Consider the following 21251-nt stretch of genomic DNA (forward strand, 5'->3'; position numbering starts at 1 on the left):
CGTGGACCTCGACTCCGGCGCCAGCGCGATCGGCGCGCTCGCCGACGACACCCGACGCGCGCTGTACGCGTACGTCGCCGGCCGGTCCGAGCCGGTCGGGCGCGACGAGGCCGCCGGTGCCCTGGGCCTGGCCAAGCACACCGTGAGCTTCCACCTCGACCGGCTCGCCGACGAGGGGCTGCTGGAGGTCGAGTTCCGGCGGCTCAGCGGGCGCTCGGGTCCCGGCGCGGGCCGCCCCAGCAAGCTCTACCGCCGTGCCGACCGCGAGTTCGCGATCACGCTCCCACCGCGGCGCTACGACCTCGTCGGCGACATCCTCGCCGCCGCCGTCGGCCGGGCCGGATCGGCGCGGGACCTCGACACGGCACTCGCCGCCTCCGCCCACGCGGAGGGGCGCGCGGTGGCCGGCGCGGCCGGCGGCGTCCCCGACCCCGCCGGACTCCCCGAGCTCGCCACGGTGCTGGCCGGCCAGGGCTACGAGCCCGCCGTCGAGCCCGACGCCGTGCTGCTCTCGAACTGCCCCTTCGACGCGCTCGCCCAGAAGCACACCGAGGTCGTGTGCGGCCTCAACCGCTCGTTCGTCCAGGGCGTCGCCGACGGGCTGGGCTGCACCGGGACGACGGCCCACCTGGAGCCGACCCCGGGGCGCTGCTGCGTCGCGGTGCGGCGCGACGCCCCGCGCGGCGATGGACAGGCGCCGTCGAGCGGAGAATGATCGGCGACGTGGCCATGTTCGAGGTCGCCGCCGACGCCTACGTCCGCTTCATGGGGACCTTCTCCGGTCCCCTCGCCGGACTGTTCGCCGACGTCGGCCTGGCCGGCGTCGACCCGGCCGCGCGCGTGCTCGACGTGGGCTGCGGCCCCGGCATGCTCACCGCCGAGCTGGTGCGACGCCGCGGCGCGCCGGGTGTCGCGGCGGTCGACCCCGTCGCCTCCTTCGTCGCGGCCACGGCCGCCGCCCACCCCGAGGCCGACGTGCGTGCGGCGTCGGCAGAGCGGCTCCCCTTCACCGACGCCGCCTTCGGGGCGACGCTCGCCCAGCTCGTCGTGAACTTCATGACCGACCCCGCCGCCGGCATCGGCGAGATGCGCCGGGTGACCCGGCCCGGCGGCCGGGTGAGCGCCTGCGTCTGGGACCACGCGGGCGGGCGGGGACCGCTGTCCCCCCTCTGGCGCGCCGCCCGGGCACTCGACCCCGCCGTCGGCGGCGAGGGCGCGCTGCCGGGCGCCCACGGTGGCGACCTGGCGGCCCTGCTCGACGCGGCCGGATTGCGCGAGGTCGCCGAGGTCGAGCTGACCGTCGCCGTCCGGTTCGCCCGCTTCGCCGACTGGTGGGAGCCCTACACCCTCGGCGTCGGTCCGGCCGGCGCCTACGTCGCGGGCCTCGACGACACCGACCGCGAGCGGCTGCAGGGCGACCTGCTCCGCGAACTCGGCCCGGGACCGTTCACGGTCTCCGGCACGGCCTGGGCGGCCTCCGGTGTCGTCTGAGGGCCGCGCCGCGCTCGACCGCTGGATCGCCTCCGGCGGCCACTGGCAGGTGATCGGCGAGCGCGACGGCACAGCGACGGTCGCGCTGCTCACCTGCGACGGCGGGCAGGAGATGGACCGGGTGACGGTCCCGGCAGACGCCCTTCCGACCGACTGAGCGGCCTCCGCTCTTGTCCCGCCGGCGGGACACAAATGCCGGATGTGACCTCCCGCACACCTGCTCCGCGCGCCCAGGATGACTGGCACGAAGCGTCGAGAGCAGGAGTCCCGCATGACCGTCGTGTCCCCCGTCCGCACCCTCCGATCCCCGCGTGGCAGCGGGCTCTCCGCCCTCGGGTGGGAGCAGGAGGCGGCGTACCGCATGCTGCACAACAACCTCGATCCCGAGGTGGCGGAGAACCCCGCCGACCTGGTCGTGTACGGCGGCTCGGGCAAGGCCGCGCGCGACTGGGCGTCGTTCGACGCCATCGCCCGCCGGCTCACCACGCTGCGCTCGGACCAGACCCTGCTGGTCCAGTCGGGCAAGCCGGTCGGCGTCCTGGAGACGACACCCGACGCGCCGCGCGTGCTCATCGCCAACGGCAACCTCGTGGGCGACTGGGCCACCTGGGATGAGTTCCGTCGCCTCGACGAGCTCGGCCTGATCATGTTCGGCCAGATGACCGCCGGCTCGTGGCTCTACATCGGCAGCCAGGGCATCGTGCAGGGCACCTACGAGACGTTCGCGGCGGTGGCCCGACAGCGCTTCGGCGGCGACCTCGGCGGCACCATCACGGTGACCGCGGGTCTCGGCGGCATGGGCGGCGCCCAGCCACTCGCCGTCACGATGAACGGCGGCGTCGCGATCTGCCTCGACGTCGACCCGGCCAAGGTCGCCCGCCGGGTCGAGCTCGGCTACCTCGACACCGTCGCCGACGGCCCGGAGGAGGCGCTGCGGATGGCCGAGGAGGCCGCCGCGGCCCGGCGCCCGCTCTCGATCGGCGTGTGCGCCAACGCGGCGGAGGTGCTGCCGGCCTACCTGCGCAGCGGCGCCCCGATCGACATCGTCACCGACCAGACCTCGGCCCACGAGCCGCTGACCTACCTGCCCGCCGGGGAGGACCTCGACGGCTGGGCCGAGAAGGTGCGTCGCGACCCGACCGGCTGCCACGAGCAGGCGCTGGCCTCGATGGCCGCGCACGTCGAGGCGGTGCTCGGCTTCCGCCGTGGCGGCGCCGTCGCCTTCGACTACGGCAACTCGCTGCGCGCCTTCGCCGCCCAGGGCGGCTGTGCGGACGCCTTCGAGATCCCCGGCTTCGTGCAGGAGTACGTCCGCCCGCTGTTCAGCGAGGGACGCGGGCCGTTCCGCTGGGTCGCGCTCTCCGGCGACCGAGCCGACATCGCCCGCACCGACCGGGCCGTCGCCGAGCTCTTCCCCGACGACGAGGGCCTCCAGCGCTGGCTGCGGCTCGCCGGCGACCGCGTCCCGCAGCAGGGACTGCCCGCCCGGATCTGCTGGCTCGGGCACGGGCAGCGCGACCAGGCGGCCCTCGCGTTCAACGACCTGGTACGACGCGGCGAGGTCGCCGCGCCCATCGTGGTCGGACGCGACCACTTCGACGGCGGATCGGTCGCGTCGCCGTACCGCGAGACCGAGGGCATGCTCGACGGCTCCGACGCGATCGCCGACTGGCCGCTGCTCAACGCCCTGGTCAACGTCGCCTCCGGCGCCTCGTGGGTCTCGATCCACCACGGCGGCGGCGTCGGGATGGGCAAGTCGATCCACTCCGGCCAGGTCTGCGTGGCCGACGGGACCGAGCTGGCGGACGCGCGGCTGGCCCGCGTGTTCCGCAACGACTCGGCGACGGCGGTCCTGCGCCATGCCGACGCCGGCTACCCGATCGCCCGGGACTGCGCCGCGCGCACCGGGCTCGAGATCCCGATGGGAGACCCCCGATGAGCCGCCCCGACGGCCGCGAGGTCGAGGTCTTCGCGCTGAGCTTCGTGCCGGCCACCGACTTCCCCGACCTCGCCGTCCACTACGAGAGGTCCGGCTGGCACGGCCTCCTCGCCGCGGACAGCCAGAACCTCACCGGCGACCCGTTCGCCGCGATCTCGGTCGCCGCGACCCGCACGGAGCGGATCCGGCTCGGGACCGGCGTGACCAATCCGGTCACCCGGCACGTCGCCGCGCTCGCGTCGGCGGCCGCGACCGCGCACGCCTTCTCGGACGGCCGGATGGTGCTGGGCATCGGGCGGGGCGACTCCTCGCTCTCCCACATCGGGCGCGGGCCCGCGTCGGTGCCCGCCTTCGAGGAGGTCCTGACCGGGCTGCGCGGCTACCTCAACGACGGGCGCGTGCGGATCGACGACTTCGACAGCCGCATGGACTGGATCGCCGAGACCGGGCTGCCGCCGGTCCCGATCGAGGTCGCGGCGTCCGGGCCCCGCGTCATCCGGCTCGGCGCCTGTCTCGCCGACCGTCTCGTGCTCACCCTCGGCGTCGAGCCGGAGCCGATCGCCCAGGGGCTCGAGACGGCACGCAAGGCCCGCGCCGACGCGGGCCTCGACCCCGACGGCATCCAGTACGGCGCGTACCTCAACGTCGCCACCCACCGCGACCTCGACGTCGCCAACCAGCTCATCTCGGGAAGCCTCAGCGTCCTCGCCAGGTTCGCGGATCGCGACCAGCGCTCGAAGCTCCACGGCGACTACCGGATCGACACCCATGCGAACCTCCGCACGACGCTGAGCGAGGAGGACCGGATCCTGCGGGAGCGGTTCGCCATCGTCGGCGACCCCGACCACTGCGTCGAGCGGATCCAGCCCCTCATCGACCTCGGGCTGGACTTCGTGATCGTGGCCGGTCATTCTCGCGACGCACGCCGGCAGGACCTGCTGGACAGCGCCGCGCTCCTGGGCGCGGAGGTCATCCCCGCGCTCCGTCCCGCAGCTCACCCCTTCACGAGCGAGGTCCACCCGTCATGACCACAGCACCCACCACCGCCTCCGGGCTCCGCCGCTCCGCGCCACGCTCGACCTGGCGCTCCGTCGTCGCGGCCGGGCTCGGCAACGTCATGGAGTGGTACGACGTCATCATCTACGCCTACATGGCGCCGGTGCTGGCCGTCCTCTTCTTCCCGAAGTCCGACCAGACCGCCGGCCTGATCAGCACCTACGCCGGCCTCCTGATCAGCTACCTCATCCGGCCGGTCGGCGCGATGGTGATCGGCAACCTGGCCGACAAGCACGGACGCAAGGCCGCGCTGACGCTGACCATCGGGCTGATGACGCTCGGCGTCGCGATCATCGCCGTGACCCCGACGTACGCCAGCATCGGCCTCGCCGCGCCCGCGATCCTCATGGTCTCCCGGCTCATCCAGGGCTTTTCCGCCGGCGGCGAGTTCGGGGCCGCGACGACGTTCATGGCCGAGAGCGCACAGGTCGGGCGCCGGTTCCTGGCCAGCTGGCAGGCGGCCACGCAGGGCATGGCGATGATCCTCGCGGGCGTGTCCGGCTGGCTGCTCTTCACGACCGTCGACACCGAGACGCTGCACTCGTGGGCGTGGCGGCTGCCGTTCGCGTTCGGCATCCTGATCGGCCCGATCGGCCTGTGGATCCGCAACCGGATCCCGGACACCGAGGAGTTCCGCGCGACCGAGCCGATCGCCCACCCGCTGCGCACCACGCTGCGCGACCACTGGGGCCGGGTCCTCGTCGGGACGCTGTGCGTCGGCCTGGCCGGCATGGGCGTCTACCTGATCACGTTCCTCGCCGCCTACGCGATCCGCCTCGACCTCGCCCCGTGGTCCGGGTACGCCGCCGCGGCGGGTGCCGGCACCGTGGTGGCCGTGCTCGCGCCGGTCTTCGGCCGCCTCTCCGACCGGACGGGCGCCGTACCGATCCTGCTGGGCGCCGCTGTCGTCGGCTTCGTCGGCATCTACCCGCTGCTGTCCTTCCTGCTCGGCCACCGCACCACGGGCGCGCTCATCGTCGTGGAGCTGGCTCTCGGGGTCGTCATCGCGGCGTACTTCGGCACCTTGTCGGGACTACTCGTCGAGCTGTTCGACACCGAGGTGCGCACCACCGGCATCGCGCTGTCCTACAACGTCGGCATGATCTTCATGGGCAGCCTCGGACCGCTCCTGCTGACCGCGTGGAGCGACGTGACGCTGCGCGCGCCGGCGTACTACTTCATGCTGATCGCGCCGCTGTCGGTGATCGGCGTGCTGCTCGCCCGCAAGGTCTACCGGCAGCCCTGAGCCGCGCCGCGCGTCAGTGCCGCACCCGCTCGCTCAGCCGCTCCGCGGCCCGGACGGCGAGTGCGGCCAGCGCGGGCAGGGTGTCGAGGTGCTCCTCGGGGAAGGTCAGCGTGAACGACCCGAGCGGCAGGCCGTTGTCGTCGACGGCGGCGGCCGACACCGAGGCCAGGTCGGGCATGATCCAGCCCTGCTCGAAGGCGTACCCGTCACGTCGTACCGTCGTCAGCGCGCGGCGCAGCTCGGTCGGCGACTGCGGCCCGAGCCCGCGGCGGGTGAAGAACGACTCCTTCGACGGGAAGAGCGCCCGCACCTGCGGCACCGGCAGCCGGGCCAGCAGGGCGAGACCACTGGCGGTGAGGTGGGCGGGCAGCCGCACGCCCACCTCGCTGATCAGCACCGGGCGGCCCGGCGCCCGCTCCTCGATCAGGTAGACCACGTCGCTGCCGTGCAGGATCGCGAAGTGCCCGTTGTGGCCGGCCTCGTCGACGAGACGGTTGATGATCGGCTGGGCGATCCGGCGCAACGGCGCCTGGCGCTGGTACGCCGAGCCGAGCTCGTGCGCGGCGATGCCGAGCCCGTAGCGGCGCCGCTCCGCGTGGTGGCGCACGTAGCCGTGCTCGATGAGCACGTCGAGCAGGTAGTACGTCGTCGAGCGGGCCAGGCCGAGCTCCCGCGCGATGTGGCTGGCCGACACCGGCTCGACACTGGTCGAGATCACCCGCAGCACGTCCAGCGCCTGAGCCGCCGCGGGTGCCCGTCGCTCCATATCCTGCATCCTTCCAGCCCGGCGCCCTACCCTGGGCCGCGTGCCAGATCGTGGGGATGCCGTACCGCTGCGCCTGCTGGGCCCGCTCGAGGTGCTCGACCGCGCCGGCACGCCCGTCGACATCGGCTCGCCCCGCCACCGGGAGACGCTCGCGGCCCTCGCGGTCGACGCCGGCCGGGTCGTGTCCACCGACACGCTGCTCGACCGGGTGTGGGGCGAGCGCGCCCGCGGCGGCACGCTGGCCAACCTGCAGGCCGTCATCTCCCGGCTGCGGTCGCGGCTGCGGGAGGCCGGGGTCCCGGCCGACATCGCGACCGCGCCACCCGGCTACCGGCTGGACCTCCCGCCCGCCGCGATCGACACCGACCGACTGGCCGCCGGCATCGACGACGCCCGGACCGCCCTCGCCGCGGGCGACCCGCGCACCGCCCAACGCCGCCTGAGCGCCGCCCTGGCCTGGTGGCGCGGAGAGCCGCTCGCCGACATCCCCCAGCCGTTCGCACGCACCGAGGCACTGCGGCTCGACGGCCTGCGGCTCACCGGCGAGGAGCTGGCCGCCGAGCTCGACCTCGCCCTCGGCGACGCCGGAGCCGCCGTCGCCCGACTGACCGGGCTGGCCCGCCGGCACCCGCTGCGCGAGTCCGTTCGAGGGCAGCTGATGCGGGCCCTCTACCTGGCCGGACGCCAGGCGGACGCGCTCGCGGAGTACGCCGATCTCCGGGCCCAGCTCGTCGAGGAGCTGGGCGTGGATCCCGGACCGGCGGTGCAGCGACTGCACGTGCAGATCCTGGAGCAGGACCCGGCGCTGCGCCCGGCGCCCGCTCCGTCCACGCCGTCCACGCCGGCCGCTCCGTCGCCACCGTCCACGCCGTCCGGGGCCGCGCCGCGCGCGCCCCGGCCCAGCGCGATCCCGCCGACCGACCTGCTCGGCCCCCTGCTCGGTCGGGAGCGCGACGTGGCCCACCTGGTCGACGTACTCCGCTCCCCGGCGTCGCGCCTGGTCACGGTCACCGGGGTCGGCGGCTGCGGCAAGACCCGGCTCGCGCTGGCGGTCGCCGCCGCGGCCGAGTCCTCCTTCGCCGACGGCGTCACCCTGGTGCCGCTCGCTCCGCTGCACGACCCCTCCGCGGTCATCCCCGCGATCGCCCACGCGGTCGGCGTCGCCGAGGGCGGCGACCCGTTCGCGGCCCTGCTCGACCTGCTGCGCGCCGACACCGGTCGGCTCCTCCTGCTGGACAACGCCGAGCACCTCCTCGACGCGTGGCCCGAGGTCGCCACCCTGGCCGCCGCCTGCCCGGGGCTGCGGATCCTGGTGACCAGCCGGATCCCCCTGCGCGTGCGCGGCGAGGTGCTCTTCCCCCTCACCCCGCTCGACCTGCCGGCAGCGACCGAGCTCTTCGTGACCCGCGCCGCCGCGACCGGCGCCGCCGGCGCGTTGTCGGCCGACGATCCCGTCGTCGGCCAGCTGTGCCAGCGGCTCGCGGGGATCCCGCTCGCGATCGAGCTGGCGGCGGCCCGGATCCGGCTGATGGCCCCGGTCGAGATGCTCACCCGGCTCGACGAGGTGATGGCCGCCGAGGGCGCGCGCGACCTGCCCCCACGGCAGCGCACCATGCGCTCGGCCATCGACTGGAGCTTCGCCCTCCTCTCCCCCGGCGAGCAGGAGGCGTTCCCCCGGCTGGCGGTCTTCAGCGGCGGCTTCGACCTCGACGCCGCGGCCGCCGTCCTCGCCGACCTGGTGCCCCGCGCCGACGTGCTCGCCCTGCTCGAGTCGCTCGTCGAGCAGTCGCTCCTGGTCGTCGCGCCCGGCCCCCGGTTCCGGCTGCTGGAGCCGGTGGCGCAGTACGCCGCCGGCCGGCTCGACGCCGAAGCCGAGCGGGCGGCGCGGGACGCGCACCTGCGCCACTTCGGCGCGCTGGTCGCGCACTACGAGCCCTCGCTGCGCGGCGAGGGCACGGTCGACACGCTGGCCCGCATCGAACGGGAGCACGCCAACCTGGTGGCGGCCGTCGAGTGGTCCCTGGCCTCCGGCCAGGCCGACCTCGGTGGCTGGCTCGGCTGGCACCTGTGGCTGTTCTGGTGGATCCGCGGGGCGCTGCGGGAGGGCCGTCGGCTGATGCAGGGCGTCCTCGACGCCGAGATCGACGACCTGGTCCGGGTGCGGGCCGGCTCGGTGGTCGGCGCGCTCGCCTTCGCCCAGGGGGACCTCGACGCGGCCGAGATCTGGGAGACGAGCGCCGCCCTCGCCCGGCGGATCGGCGACGCCGAGGGCCTGCCGTACGCCCACGGCGGCATCGGCCTGATCGCCCTCGCCCGCGACGACCTCGACCGCGCGGCCACGGTCATCGGCGAGACCATCGGACTCTGCGAGGACGCCGGGCTGGGCGGCGAGTGGCTCTGGACGCTGTCGCACGTGTGGCTCGGCACCGTCGAGCTGCTGCGCGGCGACGCCACCGGCGCCGGCGAGCTGGTCGACCAAGCCCTGACCGCCGCCCGCCGCCGTCACGACCCGCTCGCCGTCTACATCGCCCTGTTCACCGCGATCCAGGTGTCCATGGCGCAGGGAGACCCGGACCGGGCGCGCCGCCAGATCGCCGAGGGCGTGCGGCTCAGCCGCGACACCGGCGACCACGCCAACCTCGCCTACCTCCTCGACGCCCTCGCGGTGGTCGAGTCGCTCGGCGGCGATCTCGCCCGGGTCGGCGTCCTGCGCGGTGCCGCCGACGAGCTGCGCGCCGGGGCCGGCGGCAACGTCTACGGCTACTACCGCCCCGACGAGGACCTCATCGCCCGGGCCGGACAGGTCGCGCGCGACGCACGCGGCGCGGCGACGTACGACGCCGACGTCGCCGCCGGCCGCGCCCTGAGCGTGGACGCGATGGCGGAGCTGGCGATCGGCTAGGTAGCGCCGTCGCACCACGCTGGAGGCGTACCTGTCACGGCGCTCCGACGCCGCGTCGGCTCTCGCGCACGCGTCGTCCTCCGGTCCGGCGTGCGCCCGAGGCGCGGGAGGTGACCGGGCAGCACGGGGCGACGCGGCGAGCACGCGGTGCCGGACGTCGACGGACTCGGTCCTCGCGCGCTGCGGAGCGCCCGCGGCTGGCCGACGACATGCCGATGTCCCCGCAGGTGTGCTCCTGCGGGGTGCGGGGCGGGATGGCTACCGGTCGGGTGGGTCGGGGTCGCTCGACCGGGGTGTGGCGGTCCGGAGGGGGTGGGTGCCGCGGTGGTCGACGCGGAACCGGTGACCGTGCGGACTGGTCCACAGGTAGATGCCCGGCATGAGGGTGTCGTAGCGCCAGGTCGAGTGGGTCTTCGCGCGATGGTGCCGGCGGCACAGCGGCACGAGGTTGCAGGGGCAGGTGACTCCGCCGTCGGCGTGGGGTCGGGCGTGGTCGAGGTCGCAGGCTCGTGCGGCACGTGAGCAGTGGGGGAACCGACAGGTGTGGTCCCTGAGTGCGACGCGGGTGCGGTGGCGCTCGGGGATCTCATACGCCCCGACGGGGACATGGTCGGCGAGGTCGATGACCGGGCGGACGATGACGGTGGTGTGCCGGGCACGGAGCCACTCGCGGATCTGGGCCGAGGTGACCGGGCACCGGCCTTCCTCCCACCGACCCACCGGGTTCCAGCCAGCCAGGTCGTCGGCCGGGCTGTCGCTGGTCATCGTGGTGTCGGTGATGTGGACGTTGAGCACGACCTTGCGTCCCGGGACCGTGTCGACGACTTCTCCGGTGTCGGGGTCGGGGATCAACAGGTCGAGGGCGAGGTCGTGGCGGGCGAGCTCGGCGGCGGCCTTGGACCGCCGCACATCCAACGACGAGTCGTCACCCAGCTCGGCGAGGGTCTCGGCACGGCGCGCGACCGCTTGGTTGAGGTCGTGCCCGTCGGCGGCGTCCATGAGCCCGTCGAGGTGGACCAGGCCGTGCTCGTCGACCTCACCGATATCGAAGTGCCGGTGGTCCGCGGCCTTGCGTCGTGCGGCCTCGGCGTGTTCGGGGTCGAACCGCAGCACCGCCTCGGTGACGAGTCGTTCGAGTTGGGCCCACCCCACGCTGGTGGCATCCCACAGCTGCCGGTCCACGAACGCCGCCGCCTCCGCGGACAGGGCGCGGGTGAGGTCGGCGATCCGCTCGGCCCGCCACGGCGCCAGCTTGCCGGCCATCACGGCGTCGTAGACGTGAGGGAGACGCCAGGCGCACTCGATGACCCGCCCGACATACGCCCGCCCACCATCCGGGGTGCGGCCGAGGACGGCGATGAGCTCCATCAACGCGAACTCCGACACCAACGGCGCACCGTCACCGGCGATCGGGACGCCGGTGTCGAGGTAGCCCTCGGTGATCGTCGCGACCCCCTCCGGACCAGCGATGACGTGGTCGCTCGCCCACTCCACGATCCCGGCCCACTCCTCGACCAGGAGCTGATTGCGGGCCTCAATCCCCGCGCTCAGCCGCGACAGCAGCAAGGCTGTCGACGAGGCACGGGTTCCGAGATCCATGAACGGATCCTCCCACCCAGCCACGACACAACCCGAGCGTCGCAAACCCGCCTGTGCACAAGGGAAACCCACTCGACCGATGCACCGCGGAAGGACCTCTCGATCAGCGAGGGATGAGCCGGTGACACCTACGGCAGGTCAGCGACCCACACCGACCTGCCGCACGTGTCACCGGCCTAGGCCAGGCCCCCCGACCGTCGCCAAAAGCCGCAGCCGGCCGCCCGAACCCAGCCACCCTCCCGACCCTCCCCGTCGCTGCCTCTCCCAACCCGACCGGCCACCCCACCGCAGCGTGCGCACACCCCTCGCCAGCGCGACCGGACACCCAAGGCGACACCAGCCGATCCCGCCACCGCGACCTCCCGCCCTCGCGCCCTCGCCACACCCTCGCAAGCGCCCCACAAGCCCACCACAAGCGCCAACCGTGACGCTTGCGCCATGAGCACACCCGACTCCTGGCTGCCCGCGACCTGGGCCCACCCGACTCGCGTCACCGTGACCGACGAGCACCACCTGCGTCCGATGGGACCGGACGACGTCGACCTCGACCTGCCCGCGGTGCACGCGTCGCGCGACCGGCTGTGGGGCATCTACGGCCAGGCGTGGGGGTGGCCGCCGGTCGAGCTGACCCGGGAGGCCGACATCGACGACCTGGCCCACCACGCCGCGGAGATCGAGGCGCACGAGTCCTTCCTCTACGGCCTCTTCGACGTCGAGGAGACCGCACTCCTCGGCTGTGTGTACGTCGACCCGCCGGCCAAGGTCGGCGCGGACGCCGACATCTCCTGGTGGGTCGTGGAGGGCGCTGTGGGCAGCGAGCTCGAGGCCGCCCTGGACGTCTTCGTCCCGACCTGGATCGCCGGCCACTGGCCGCTCGAGCGCCCGCGGTACGTCGGGCGCGACCTGACCTGGCAGCAGTGGCTCGCCCTGCCCGACCTCACGGAGGAGAACGCATGACACCCCGCACTCTCGCCCGACTGACCCTCGGCACCGTCGCTGTCGCGCTCGGCCTGACCCCGGTCGTCGTACCGTCGGCGGCGAACGCCGGTCAGGTCGGCGTCACCATCGGCATCACCGGTGCCGGCCGCGTCGAGGTCGTCGAGGGGTCCATCGAGGACGGTGGCGCGACGGCCTGCGACCACACGACCAATCTCGACCACCGCGTCACCCGGACCTGCGGCCGGATCCGCAACGAGGAGCTCTTCGAGGCCTGGGTGTGGCTGCGCCCATCGTTCTTCGGCGTGCCGCAGGGCTGGGAGTTCGTGGAGTGGCAGGGCTGCGACCAGACCCGCTCCAACAGCAACGGCACCCGGGACTGCGCGGTGCACTCCGGGATCACGGGCAGCGTCGAGAAGTTCCCCGTCGCCGTCTTCCGCGACAAGGAGCCGCCGGAGATCTTCGGCTTCACGTCGACCCAGGTGGTCAACGAGCAGGGCCGGTTCCGGTTCGCCTGGTCCGCCAGCGGCGCGGTGCGCAGCCACTGCCAGCTCGACAGCGGCGGCTGGGAGACCTGTACGTCGCCACGCGTCCTGACCCTGTCCGAGGGGTCGCACCACTTCTCGGTCCGGGCGGAGGACGCCTCGGGCAACCTGAGCCACAGCTGGGGCCTCCAGGTGCACTCGGTGGACACCGTCTTCACCGCGACGCCGCCGCGGCTCACGAACAGCCGCAACGCGAACTTCGCCTTCTCCTCGGGCGGCGGGAACGCCTTCGACTGCACCCTCGACGGCTACCAGTTCACCTGCGACAGCGGCGCGGGGATCTTCTCCGACCTGCCCGACGGCGAGCACTCCCTCATCGTGGCCGCGCGCAACGGCACCTGGGTCGACCCGGTCCCGGCCCGGTGGGACTGGACGGTCGACGCGACCGCGCCGGAGACCACGCTCACGGGAGGACCCGCCGAGGGGTCCACGACGACGTCGACGACGGCCGTGTTCCAGCTCGACGCCCCGGGCGCGGCCGACTTCCACTGCAGCATCGACGGGGCCCTCACCCCCTGCGACCGTGGGGAGGTCCGGCTCGAGGGACTCGCTCCCGGCATCCACGTGTTCGCGGCCGCCGGTCGCGACGCCGCGGGCAACCGGGACCAGACCCCCGTGACCCGCACCTGGACGGTGGAGGCGGTGCGGCCGACGGACAGGACGGCACCGGACACCACGCTCACGGGAGGCCCCGATGACGGGTCGATCGCGACGTCGCCCGATGCCGCCTTCGAGGTCGGCACGTCCGAGGCGGGTGCCACGACCGCCTGCACCCTGGACGGGGCGCCCCTGCCCTGTGGCCGCGGCCCGCTGTCCCTGACCGGCCTGGCGCCCGGCACCCACGTGCTCACGGCGACCGCGACGGATGCCGCGGGCAACACCGACGCCACGGCGGCGAGCCGGGTCTGGACCGTGCCCGTCCCGGCGTCCGCGCTGAAGGCCAAGAAGGGGTGGAAGCTCAAGCCGACCGCCGGGAGCTACGCCGGGACGGCGCTGACGACGAAGCGCAAGGGCGCCACGGCGACGTACGCCGTCACCGACGCGCGGCGGCTCGCGCTCGTCGTGAGCCGGGGCGCGAAGCTCGGCAAGGTCAAGGTGTACGCCGGCAAGCGGCTCCTCGCGACCGTCTCGCTCAAGGGCGGCACCGCGACCCGTCAGGTCGTGCCGGTGGCGGCGTTCGACTCCGGGTACACCGGAACCGTCCGCATCGTCGCCGCGTCCCGCGGCCGGACGGTCCGCGTCGAGGGCATCGCGGCCCCCACCCGCTGACCCCGGCGGTCAGCCCAGCCGGCGGACGGCATCCCGGAGCGCCTGCTCGGGGTCGGTTCCCGAGGCCCGTGCCTCGGCGACCAACCCCAGCAGGCGCTCTCCGATGTCGTCGCCCACCGCCGGCGCCGGCTGCCCGGCGCGCTCCCGGCGGGCGAGCGCCTTGTCGGCGTACAGCAGGGCCGGGAGCGCGGAGGGCAGGTCGCCGACGCCGGAGTCCGCCCCGCGCTCGGTCGCCTTGATCGCCTGCCAGCGCCGGTCGACCTCGGCCGCGGTGAGGCCCTCCCCGCCTTCCTCCTCCGCGAACACGTGGGGGTTGCGGCGGCGCATCTTCGCGGTGATCCCGCGGGCGACGTCGTCGAGGTCGAAGTCGCCGCGCTCCTCGGCGATCACCGCGTGGAAGACCACCTGCAACAGCAGGTCGCCCAGCTCCTCGGCCAGGTGGCCGAAGTCGCCGCTCGTCTCGGCGTCGTCGATGGCGTCGACCGTCTCGTAGGTCTCCTCGAGCAGGTAGCGCACCAGCGAGCGGTGCGTCTGCTCCTGCTTCCAGGGGCACTCGGCGCGCAGCCGCCGCATCACCGCGACGAACTCGGCGACAGCGCCGTCCGCGGGATCCGCTGCCGACGGCTCGGACACGGTCCTAGCCCTGGGGGGCGGCGGCCGCCGGAGCCGCGGCCGGGCCGCAGCGCTGGTCGGCCGGCAGGTCCGCGATCTGCTCGGGCGTGAGCGCGGAGGTGTCGCTGGCGCCCTTGGCCTCGCCGCTCACGGGGACGGACAGCGGGTCGCTGCCGAAGACGCCCGTCTCGGCGTCGTAGGAGCCGAAGACCGGGTTGAAGGTGACGTCGTTGTCGCCGAGCCACCCGGTGATCAGGTCGATCCCGGCGGCGACGGCCTCCTGGCCCTCGACGCCCGCGTCCTCGGCACCGAGCTGCGCGACCGGGTCGCTGAGCCGCTGCTGGATCCAGGTCAGCCACTCGAAGGTCTCGTAGTTGTCGTCGTCGATGGTGCCGAGCGGCTCCCACGCCTGCTGGACCGATGTGCGGTCGATCGCCTCCGACGGCAGCGTCACGCCGTGCTCGTCAGCGAGCGCGTCGACGGCGACCGCCTGGGTCCAGCCGACGACGAACTGGGCGCGGATCAGCGCCGTCGGCGCGGCGGTCGCCTGCGGGTTCGCCGCCCGCAGCGCGCAGTAGTCCTCGACCGCCCGGTCGACCTTGCTCAGCCGCAGCTGCTGCCCCTCGACCTCGGCCGCGACGCCCGGCTTGACGCCGTCGTCGGAGACCCCGCAGCCGGCGGCCAGCAGGGCAGCCGCGGACAGCGCCGCCACGGCGGGCAGGGACCTCGGCACGAACCTGGACGCGAACCTGGGCACGAACGAGGGGCGCACACTCACTCCTTGGGGTCGATGACCGAGTCGATGACGAGTCTGGCCCATTCAAGCAGGGCCACCCCCTCCAGGGGGGTTCCCGTCCGTCCCGGGATGCCCGGACGCGGCACCAGGATCGACTCCAGCTGGTGCTTGACGATCGACTTCGGATAGAGCCGGTTGAGCCGGATGGTGCGCGACTCGGGAAGGACGACCGGGTGGAACCGGACGTTCTTGCCGACCGTGGTGATCTCCTTGACCCCCGCCTGGCGGGCCCGGGCGCGGAAGCGTGCGACCAGCAGCAGCGCGGCGACCTGCTCGGGCGGCTCGCCGTACCGGTCGTTCATCTCGGCGGCGATCTCGTCGACGTCGGCGTCGGTGCGGACCTCGGCGAGACGCTTGTACATCTCCAGGCGCAGCCGCTCGCTCGGGATGTAGTCGTGCGGCAGGTGGGCCTCGACCGGCAGCTCGATGCGGACCTCGTCGAGCTGCTCGGGCACCTCCCCGTCACTGCGGAAGTCGCGCACCGCCTCGCCGACCAGCCGGACGTAGAGGTCGAAGCCGACGTCGGCGATGTGACCGGACTGCTCGCCGCCGAGCAGGTTGCCGGCGCCGCGGATCTCGAGGTCCTTCATCGCGATCGCCATGCCGCCGCCCAGGTCGGAGTGCTGGGCGAGCGTGGCCAGCCGCTCGTGGGCGGTCTCGGTGAGCGGCTTCTCGGTCGGGTAGAGGAAGTAGGCGTAAGCGCGCTCCCGGGACCGGCCGACCCGGCCGCGCAGCTGGTGGAGCTGCGAGAGCCCCAGCGTGTCGGAGCGCTCGATGATCATCGTGTTGGCGTTGGACACGTCGATGCCGGACTCGACGATCGTCGTGCAGACGAGCACGTCGAAGTTCTTCTCCCAGAAGTCGACCATCACCTGCTCGAGCTGGTGCTCCCCCATCTGGCCGTGGGCCGTGGCGACCCGGGCCTCGGGGACCAGCTCGCGGATCTTCGCCGCGGCCTTCTCGATCGAGCTGACCCGGTTGTGGATGTAGAACACCTGGCCGTCGCGCAGCAGCTCACGGCGTACGGCGGCGACCACCTGCCGGTCCTCGTAGCCGCCGACGTAGGTCAGTACCGGGTGCCGCTCCTCGGGAGGGGTGGTGATCGTCGACATCTCGCGGATGCCGGTGATCGCCATCTCGAGCGTGCGCGGGATCGGCGTCGCGGACATCGAGAGGACGTCGACCGAGGTGCGCAGCCGCTTCATCGCCTCCTTGTGCTCGACGCCGAAGCGCTGCTCCTCGTCGACGATGATCAGGCCGAGGTCCTTGAACTTCGTGTCGGCGTTGAAGAGCCGGTGGGTGCCGACGACGAGGTCGACGCTGCCGTCGGCGAGGCCGGCGACGGTCTCGGCTGCCTCCTTGTCGGTCTGGAAGCGGCTCAGCGGCTTGAGGACGACCGGGAAGCCGCTCATCCGCTCGCTGAACGTCGCCAGGTGCTGGTTGACCAGCAGCGTGGTCGGAACCAGGACGGCCACCTGCTTGCCGTCCTGGATCGCCTTGAACGCCGCCCGCACGGCGATCTCGGTCTTGCCGTAGCCGACGTCGCCGCAGACCAGGCGGTCCATCGGCACCGTGCGCTCCATGTCGGCCTTGACCTCGTCGACCGTGGTCAGCTGGTCGGGGGTCTCGTGGAACGGGAAGGCGTCCTCGAGCTCGCGCTGCCAGGGCGTGTCGGGGCCGAACGCGTGGCCCTTCGTGGCCTGCCGGGCGGCGTACAGCTTGATCAGCTCGGCCGCGATCTCGCGGACGGCCTTGCGCGCCTTGTTCTTGCGCTTGGTCCAGTCCCCGCCGCCGAGCCGGTCGAGGCTGGGCTGCTCGCCGCCGACGTAGCGCGTGACCTGGTCGAGGGTGTCGGCCGGGACGAAGAGCCGGTCCGGCGGGCCGCCCCGCTTGGACGGGCCGTACTCGAGGACGAGGTACTCGCGCACGGCGCCCTGCACCTCGCGCTGCTTCATCTCCACGAACCGGCCGACGCCGTGCTGCTCGTGGACGACGTAGTCGCCGGCCTTGAGCTCGAGGGGGTCGATCTGCCGCTTGCGGCGCACCGGCATCGCGCCCTTGTCGCGCGTCGAGGCCTTCGCGCCGACGATGTCCTCGCCGGTGAGGATCACGAGGCCGCGCGCGGTGTCGACCAGGCCGTGGCCGAGGTTGCCGCAGGCGATGGTCACGACGGCGGGATCGAGCTCGTGGCCGGCCGGAAGGTCCTCGACCAGCCGGGCCGGGACGTCCTGCTCCCCCAGTGCCTCGACCATGCGCTGCGCGGGTCCGTGGCCGACGTGGACGACCGCGACGGCCGTGCCCTCGCCGCGCCAGCGGGCGATGTCGGCGAACGCCTGCGCCACGTCGCCGCGGTACGCCGGCGCCGGGGATACTCCCTGCTCAAAAGCACCGTTCTCGGGCGTCTCCTGGTGCTTTTGCCCCGGGACTATCGCTGAGTCGAGCCCGAACGGGCTGAACGTCCACCAGGCCTGGCCGCGCTCGCGCGCGTGGGTGCGGACGTCCGCGAGCGACTGGTACGACGCCGCCTGCAGGTCGATCGGGGCCTGACCCCCGCTCGCCGCGGTGGCCCACGACGCCGCCAGGAACTCCTCGCTCGTCGCCACCAGGTCGTGCGCCCGCGCGCGGGCCCGCTCGGGGTCGAGCACCAGGATCCGGGTGTCCTCCGGCATCAGGTCGACGAGCAGCTGCAGCTCGTCGACGAGCGCGGGGATCAGCGCCTCCATGCCCTCGACGGCGATGCCCTCGCTGAGCTTGTCGGTGATCTCGAGCAGCTGCGGGTGGGTCCGCCCCAGCTCCGCGGCCCGGGCCCGGACCTCGTCGGTCAGCAGCAGCTCGCGGCACGGCGGGGCCCACAGCCGGTCGACCTTCTCGATCGTGCGCTGGTCGGCCACCGCGAACGAGCGGATCTCGTCGACCTCGTCGCCGAAGAACTCCACCCGCAGCGGGTGCTCCTCGGTCGGCGGGAAGACGTCGACGATCCCGCCCCGGACGGCGAACTCGCCGCGCTTCTCGACGAGGTCGACCCGGGAGTACGCCGCGCCGACCAGTCCGGCGACGACGTCCTCGATCTCGGCGCTCGCCCCCACGGCCAGCTCGACCGGCGCGAGGTCGCCGAGCCCCTTGACCTGCGGCTGCAGCACGCTGCGCACCGGCGCCACGACGACCTGGACCGGCCCGGTCGCGGCATCGGTGCCCGGGTGGCACAGCCGGCGGAGCACGGCCAGCCGACGGCCGACGGTGTCGCTGCGCGGGCTCAGCCGCTCGTGGGGCAGCGTCTCCCAGCTCGGGTAGTAGGCGACCCGGTCCGGGTCGATCAGGTCGCCGAGCTCGGCGACGAGCTGCTCGGCCTCGCGGGTGGTCGCGGTCACGACCAGCACCGGGCGCCCGGCCCGGGCCAGCCCGGTCACGAGGAACGGCCGCAGGGCCTCCGGACCGGTCAGCTCACCGGTCGGCTGGGTGCCGTCGACCGCGCCCGCGAGTGCGGCGGACAGCGTCGGGTCGGCGAGGACGGCGTCGGCGAGGCCGGCGAGACTCACGAGGTGCACCTTCGGTCAGGGGACAGCACGAGCGCCCCCGGTCTGTGACGACCGGGGGTGTGGCGACCAGCCTACGGCGTGCCGCCGACACTCAGCCGAAGCGGCCGTTGACGTAGTCGTAGGTGCGGGAGTCCTGGGGCGCCTGGAACATGGCGTCGGTGTCGCCGTGCTCGACGATCACGCCGGGCTGGCCCTGGGAGGCGAGGAAGAAGGCGCACTGGTCGGAGACCCGTGCGGCCTGCTGCATGTTGTGGGTGACGATCACGATCGTCACCTCGCGGGCGAGCTCGAGCATGGTCTCCTCGATCACCCGGGTCGAGGTCGGGTCGAGGGCCGAGCAGGGCTCGTCCATGAGCAGGACCCGGGGTCGGATCGCCAGGGAGCGGGCGATGCACAGGCGCTGCTGCTGGCCGCCGGACAGCCCGCCGCCCGGGGCGTCGAGGCGGTCCTTGACCTCGTTCCAGAGCCCGCCCTTGACCAGGCAGGACTCGACGAGGTCGTCCTTGTCGGACTTCTTCATCCGGGTGCCGGTGAGCTTGAGGCCCGCGAGCACGTTCTCCTGGATCGACATCGCCGGGAACGGGTTCGGCTTCTGGAACACCATGCCGATCGAGCGGCGGGCGTCGATGAGCCGCCTGCCCGGGTCGTAGATGTCCTCCCCGTCGAGGAGGACCTCGCCGGCCAGCTGCGCGGACGGGACGAGCTCGTGCATCCGGTTGAGGATGCGCAGGAAGGTGGACTTGCCGCAGCCGGAGGGCCCGATCAGGGCGGTGATCCGGCCGGCGGCCATCGTCAGCGAGACCCGGTCGAGGACCTTGTGGTCGCCGAACCAGGCGGTGATCTGGCGCGCCTCGATCTCGGCCAGGCTCACGGACGCGCCCGCGTCGACCGGCACCGCCGGGTCGAGTCGGGGTACGTCGGCACGCACCTCCGGGATGACGGTCGTCTGGTCGGCGTTGGGGTCCATGGGGTTCTTCCTGTCGGGCGGGACGGTGCCGGGCGACGACGTTGTCGCCCGGCACCGGCACTGCGGAGCTACGGGTGGTGCGTCAGGACGGTCAGGACGCGGCGGCGACCGCGGCCTGGGCGGTCTTGACCGCCTTCTTGGCCTTCTTCAGCTTCTTCTTGGCCTTGACCTTCTTGGCGCCCTTCGCCTTCTTGACCTGCTTCTTGAGCTTGGCCACCTTGGTCTGCGCCTTGTCCAGCTGGGCCAGCGCGGCGGCGAGCGCCGGGGACGGACCGGTGGCCGGCGGGGCGTAGTTCACCGTGGTGGTCGTCTCCGAGCCGAGGAACTTCGCGTTGTTGGGCGTGAAGACGGCCTTGTAGGTGTGCGCGCCGACCGTCGGGGACGGGACGACGTAGTTGCCCTGGCCCGACACGACCGTGACCTTCTGCAGCAGGGTCGCGCCCTCGTAGAAGGACACCGATCCCGTCGGCTGCGAGGAGCCGGAGACGGTCGCGGTCAGGCGGACGCCCGCGGCCAGGTTGGTACCGGTCAGCGTGGTCGCGCTGGCCACGACCTCGTTGGTGGTGAAGTTGGAGGTGCTGTCGGCCGGCGAACCGCAGACGCCGTCGTTGGCCTCGGTGGCGAGCTGGGTCAGACCGCCCCGGGCGATCGCCTCGTTGGCGGCCGCGGAGCACAGGAAGCCGTCAGGACCGAAGAACGCCTGGATCTCGGGCTTGGCGATGTCCGTCGCGCGCACCAGGTTGTAGACAGCGCGCTTGAACGAGACCTGCGCACCGCCGACGAGACGCACCGGGTTGTTCGCCACCAGGCTCGCGCGGCCCTTGGAGATCGGGACGATCGCGTTCGGGTCGGTCTGGACGGCCGTGACGTCGTGCTCCTGGACACTGGCCTCGCCCGGGTCCTTGGTGCCGTTGCCGTTGGCGTCGATGTAGTCCTTGACGCAGGCGCCCGTCGCGACGCCGAGGCTCGACGTGAAGAAGCTCAGCGTCCCCGAGCCCGACTGCGGGACGAGCGGCCTGATGGGGGCGTTGCCGCCGCCGACCTGGTTCCAGTTGGTCACCGAGCAGTCGTAGATCGACTGCAGCTGAGCCAGGGTCAGCGAGGCGGGAGCAGCCGAGGGCGTCCCCCCGCCGTTGTTGGACACCGCCATCTCCACGGTGTCCAGAGCGAACGGGATGCCCTCCAACGTCTCGGCCGCGGACCCGCTGATCGCGGACGACGATCGTGCGAAGTCCATCGCCGCGTTGGCGATGAGGGCGTCGCGTCCCTTCCCGGACCCGTTGGGGCGCAGGATCTCGGTGCCGTTCCCCAGCGGGATGTCGCCGCCGCCGAAGGCGTCGAAGGACGCGATGTCGAAGGCCTGGCCGTAGCCCGCCTTGGCGCCGTTGTTCCAGAGCTTGGCCACCTCGTACATGGCGATCATGGTCGTGTCGGAGCCGCCACCGACCAGGTCGGCCGCGGTCGGCGCGGGCTTGCTGTCATAGGGCTGCTCGATGTAGGCGGCGTGGGCCGGAGAGGCGATCATCGTCACCGCCGACGTGGCCACCGCGGCGGCGAAGGCGGCCGTGAAGGTCTTGCGTACGGACATTGC

General features: G+C 73.3%; 16 protein-coding genes. 9 read left to right on the forward strand and 7 right to left on the reverse strand.

Annotation, left to right across the window (positions count from 1 at the left end):
* Position 1 precedes the first annotated feature (1 nt).
* From ACPZVR_RS13000 to ACPZVR_RS13025, 6 genes are all read left to right on the forward strand, one after another.
* On the forward strand, positions 2 to 715 hold the full coding sequence (locus tag ACPZVR_RS13000) for a helix-turn-helix transcriptional regulator (RefSeq protein ID WP_436700022.1): 714 nt from the start codon (positions 2 to 4) through the stop codon (positions 713 to 715).
* 14 nt (positions 716 to 729) lie between these two features.
* Entirely contained in the window at positions 730 to 1491 is a 762-nt protein-coding gene (locus ACPZVR_RS13005; protein ID WP_436700290.1) for a class I SAM-dependent methyltransferase, read from the forward strand.
* Entirely contained in the window at positions 1481 to 1648 is a 168-nt protein-coding gene (locus tag ACPZVR_RS13010; RefSeq protein WP_436700023.1) for a hypothetical protein, read from the forward strand. Before ACPZVR_RS13005 ends, ACPZVR_RS13010 begins: the two co-directional genes overlap by 11 nt.
* A 114-nt stretch (positions 1649 to 1762) precedes the next feature.
* The gene (hutU, locus tag ACPZVR_RS13015) at positions 1763 to 3430 is read left to right on the forward strand and encodes a urocanate hydratase (RefSeq protein ID WP_436700024.1); all 1668 of its coding nucleotides are present in this window, start codon (positions 1763 to 1765) and stop codon (positions 3428 to 3430) included.
* Positions 3427 to 4458, forward strand: coding sequence for an LLM class flavin-dependent oxidoreductase (locus ACPZVR_RS13020; protein WP_436700025.1), 1032 nt, complete (start codon positions 3427 to 3429; stop codon positions 4456 to 4458). The genes hutU and ACPZVR_RS13020 overlap by 4 nt, the downstream gene beginning before the upstream one ends.
* Complete coding sequence (locus ACPZVR_RS13025) at positions 4455 to 5732, forward strand: MFS transporter (protein WP_436700026.1); 1278 nt, start codon at positions 4455 to 4457, stop codon at positions 5730 to 5732. The genes ACPZVR_RS13020 and ACPZVR_RS13025 overlap by 4 nt, the downstream gene beginning before the upstream one ends.
* A gap of 13 nt (positions 5733 to 5745) precedes the next feature.
* On the opposite strand, the gene ACPZVR_RS13030 is transcribed toward ACPZVR_RS13025, so the two are convergent.
* Positions 5746 to 6498 (reverse strand): IclR family transcriptional regulator, encoded by a 753-nt coding sequence (locus ACPZVR_RS13030; RefSeq protein WP_436700027.1) that lies wholly within the window; start codon positions 6496 to 6498, stop codon positions 5746 to 5748.
* Positions 6499 to 6538: 40 nt separating this feature from the next.
* Between ACPZVR_RS13030 and ACPZVR_RS13035 the strand changes: the two genes are divergently transcribed.
* Positions 6539 to 9400 carry an AfsR/SARP family transcriptional regulator gene (locus tag ACPZVR_RS13035; protein ID WP_436700028.1) on the forward strand — a complete coding sequence of 954 codons (2862 nt, stop codon included), beginning with the start codon at positions 6539 to 6541 and terminating at the stop codon, positions 9398 to 9400.
* A 258-nt stretch (positions 9401 to 9658) separates the two neighbouring features.
* Here the strand turns inward: ACPZVR_RS13035 and ACPZVR_RS13040 are convergent, their stop codons facing one another.
* On the reverse strand, positions 9659 to 10999 hold the full coding sequence (locus ACPZVR_RS13040) for an HNH endonuclease signature motif containing protein (protein ID WP_436700029.1): 1341 nt from the start codon (positions 10997 to 10999) through the stop codon (positions 9659 to 9661).
* A gap of 438 nt (positions 11000 to 11437) precedes the next feature.
* On the opposite strand from ACPZVR_RS13040, the gene ACPZVR_RS13045 reads away from it, so the two are divergent.
* Together ACPZVR_RS13045 and ACPZVR_RS13050 are read left to right on the forward strand one after the other, a co-directional pair.
* Positions 11438 to 11956, forward strand: a complete 519-nt coding sequence (locus ACPZVR_RS13045; protein WP_436700030.1) for a GNAT family N-acetyltransferase — start codon at positions 11438 to 11440, stop codon at positions 11954 to 11956.
* On the forward strand, positions 11953 to 13749 hold the full coding sequence (locus tag ACPZVR_RS13050; protein WP_436700031.1) for a hypothetical protein: 1797 nt from the start codon (positions 11953 to 11955) through the stop codon (positions 13747 to 13749). Before ACPZVR_RS13045 ends, ACPZVR_RS13050 begins: the two co-directional genes overlap by 4 nt.
* A gap of 9 nt (positions 13750 to 13758) precedes the next feature.
* On the opposite strand, the gene ACPZVR_RS13055 is transcribed toward ACPZVR_RS13050, so the two are convergent.
* The 5 genes from ACPZVR_RS13055 to ACPZVR_RS13075 all read right to left on the reverse strand — a co-directional run bounded on the left by ACPZVR_RS13055 (position 13759) and on the right by ACPZVR_RS13075 (position 21248).
* Positions 13759 to 14382 carry a nucleoside triphosphate pyrophosphohydrolase gene (locus ACPZVR_RS13055; RefSeq protein WP_436700032.1) on the reverse strand — a complete coding sequence of 208 codons (624 nt, stop codon included), beginning with the start codon at positions 14380 to 14382 and terminating at the stop codon, positions 13759 to 13761.
* Positions 14383 to 14386: 4 nt separating this feature from the next.
* Positions 14387 to 15094: a hypothetical protein gene (locus tag ACPZVR_RS13060; RefSeq protein WP_436700033.1), complete on the reverse strand. Its 708-nt coding sequence runs from the start codon at positions 15092 to 15094 to the stop codon at positions 14387 to 14389.
* A gap of 41 nt (positions 15095 to 15135) precedes the next feature.
* Positions 15136 to 18693 (reverse strand): transcription-repair coupling factor, encoded by a 3558-nt coding sequence (mfd, locus tag ACPZVR_RS13065; protein WP_436700034.1) that lies wholly within the window; start codon positions 18691 to 18693, stop codon positions 15136 to 15138.
* Between the two features lie 91 nt (positions 18694 to 18784).
* Positions 18785 to 19660, reverse strand: coding sequence for a phosphate ABC transporter ATP-binding protein (locus ACPZVR_RS13070; RefSeq protein WP_436700035.1), 876 nt, complete (start codon positions 19658 to 19660; stop codon positions 18785 to 18787).
* 91 nt (positions 19661 to 19751) lie between these two features.
* The gene (locus tag ACPZVR_RS13075; RefSeq protein WP_436700036.1) at positions 19752 to 21248 is read right to left on the reverse strand and encodes a substrate-binding domain-containing protein; all 1497 of its coding nucleotides are present in this window, start codon (positions 21246 to 21248) and stop codon (positions 19752 to 19754) included.
* Positions 21249 to 21251: the final 3 nt, after the last annotated feature.

The organism is Nocardioides segetis (genome assembly GCF_051390595.1).
GTDB lineage: Bacteria > Actinomycetota > Actinomycetes > Propionibacteriales > Nocardioidaceae > Nocardioides.

Excerpts from the sequence above, each read along its gene's own strand:
- ACPZVR_RS13025 (WP_436700026.1), top strand. The coding sequence starts at position 4,455 with ATGACCACAGCACCCACCACCGCCTCCGGGCTCCGCCGCTCCGCGCCA.
- ACPZVR_RS13050 (WP_436700031.1), top strand. The coding sequence starts at position 11,953 with ATGACACCCCGCACTCTCGCCCGACTGACCCTCGGCACCGTCGCTGTC.
- ACPZVR_RS13045 (WP_436700030.1), top strand. The coding sequence starts at position 11,438 with ATGAGCACACCCGACTCCTGGCTGCCCGCGACCTGGGCCCACCCGACT.
- hutU (WP_436700024.1), top strand. The coding sequence starts at position 1,763 with ATGACCGTCGTGTCCCCCGTCCGCACCCTCCGATCCCCGCGTGGCAGC.
- ACPZVR_RS13030 (WP_436700027.1), bottom strand. The coding sequence starts at position 6,498 with ATGGAGCGACGGGCACCCGCGGCGGCTCAGGCGCTGGACGTGCTGCGG.
- ACPZVR_RS13005 (WP_436700290.1), top strand. The coding sequence starts at position 730 with ATGTTCGAGGTCGCCGCCGACGCCTACGTCCGCTTCATGGGGACCTTC.
- ACPZVR_RS13020 (WP_436700025.1), top strand. The coding sequence starts at position 3,427 with ATGAGCCGCCCCGACGGCCGCGAGGTCGAGGTCTTCGCGCTGAGCTTC.
- ACPZVR_RS13075 (WP_436700036.1), bottom strand. The coding sequence starts at position 21,248 with ATGTCCGTACGCAAGACCTTCACGGCCGCCTTCGCCGCCGCGGTGGCC.
- ACPZVR_RS13040 (WP_436700029.1), bottom strand. The coding sequence starts at position 10,999 with ATGGATCTCGGAACCCGTGCCTCGTCGACAGCCTTGCTGCTGTCGCGG.
- ACPZVR_RS13070 (WP_436700035.1), bottom strand. The coding sequence starts at position 19,660 with ATGGACCCCAACGCCGACCAGACGACCGTCATCCCGGAGGTGCGTGCC.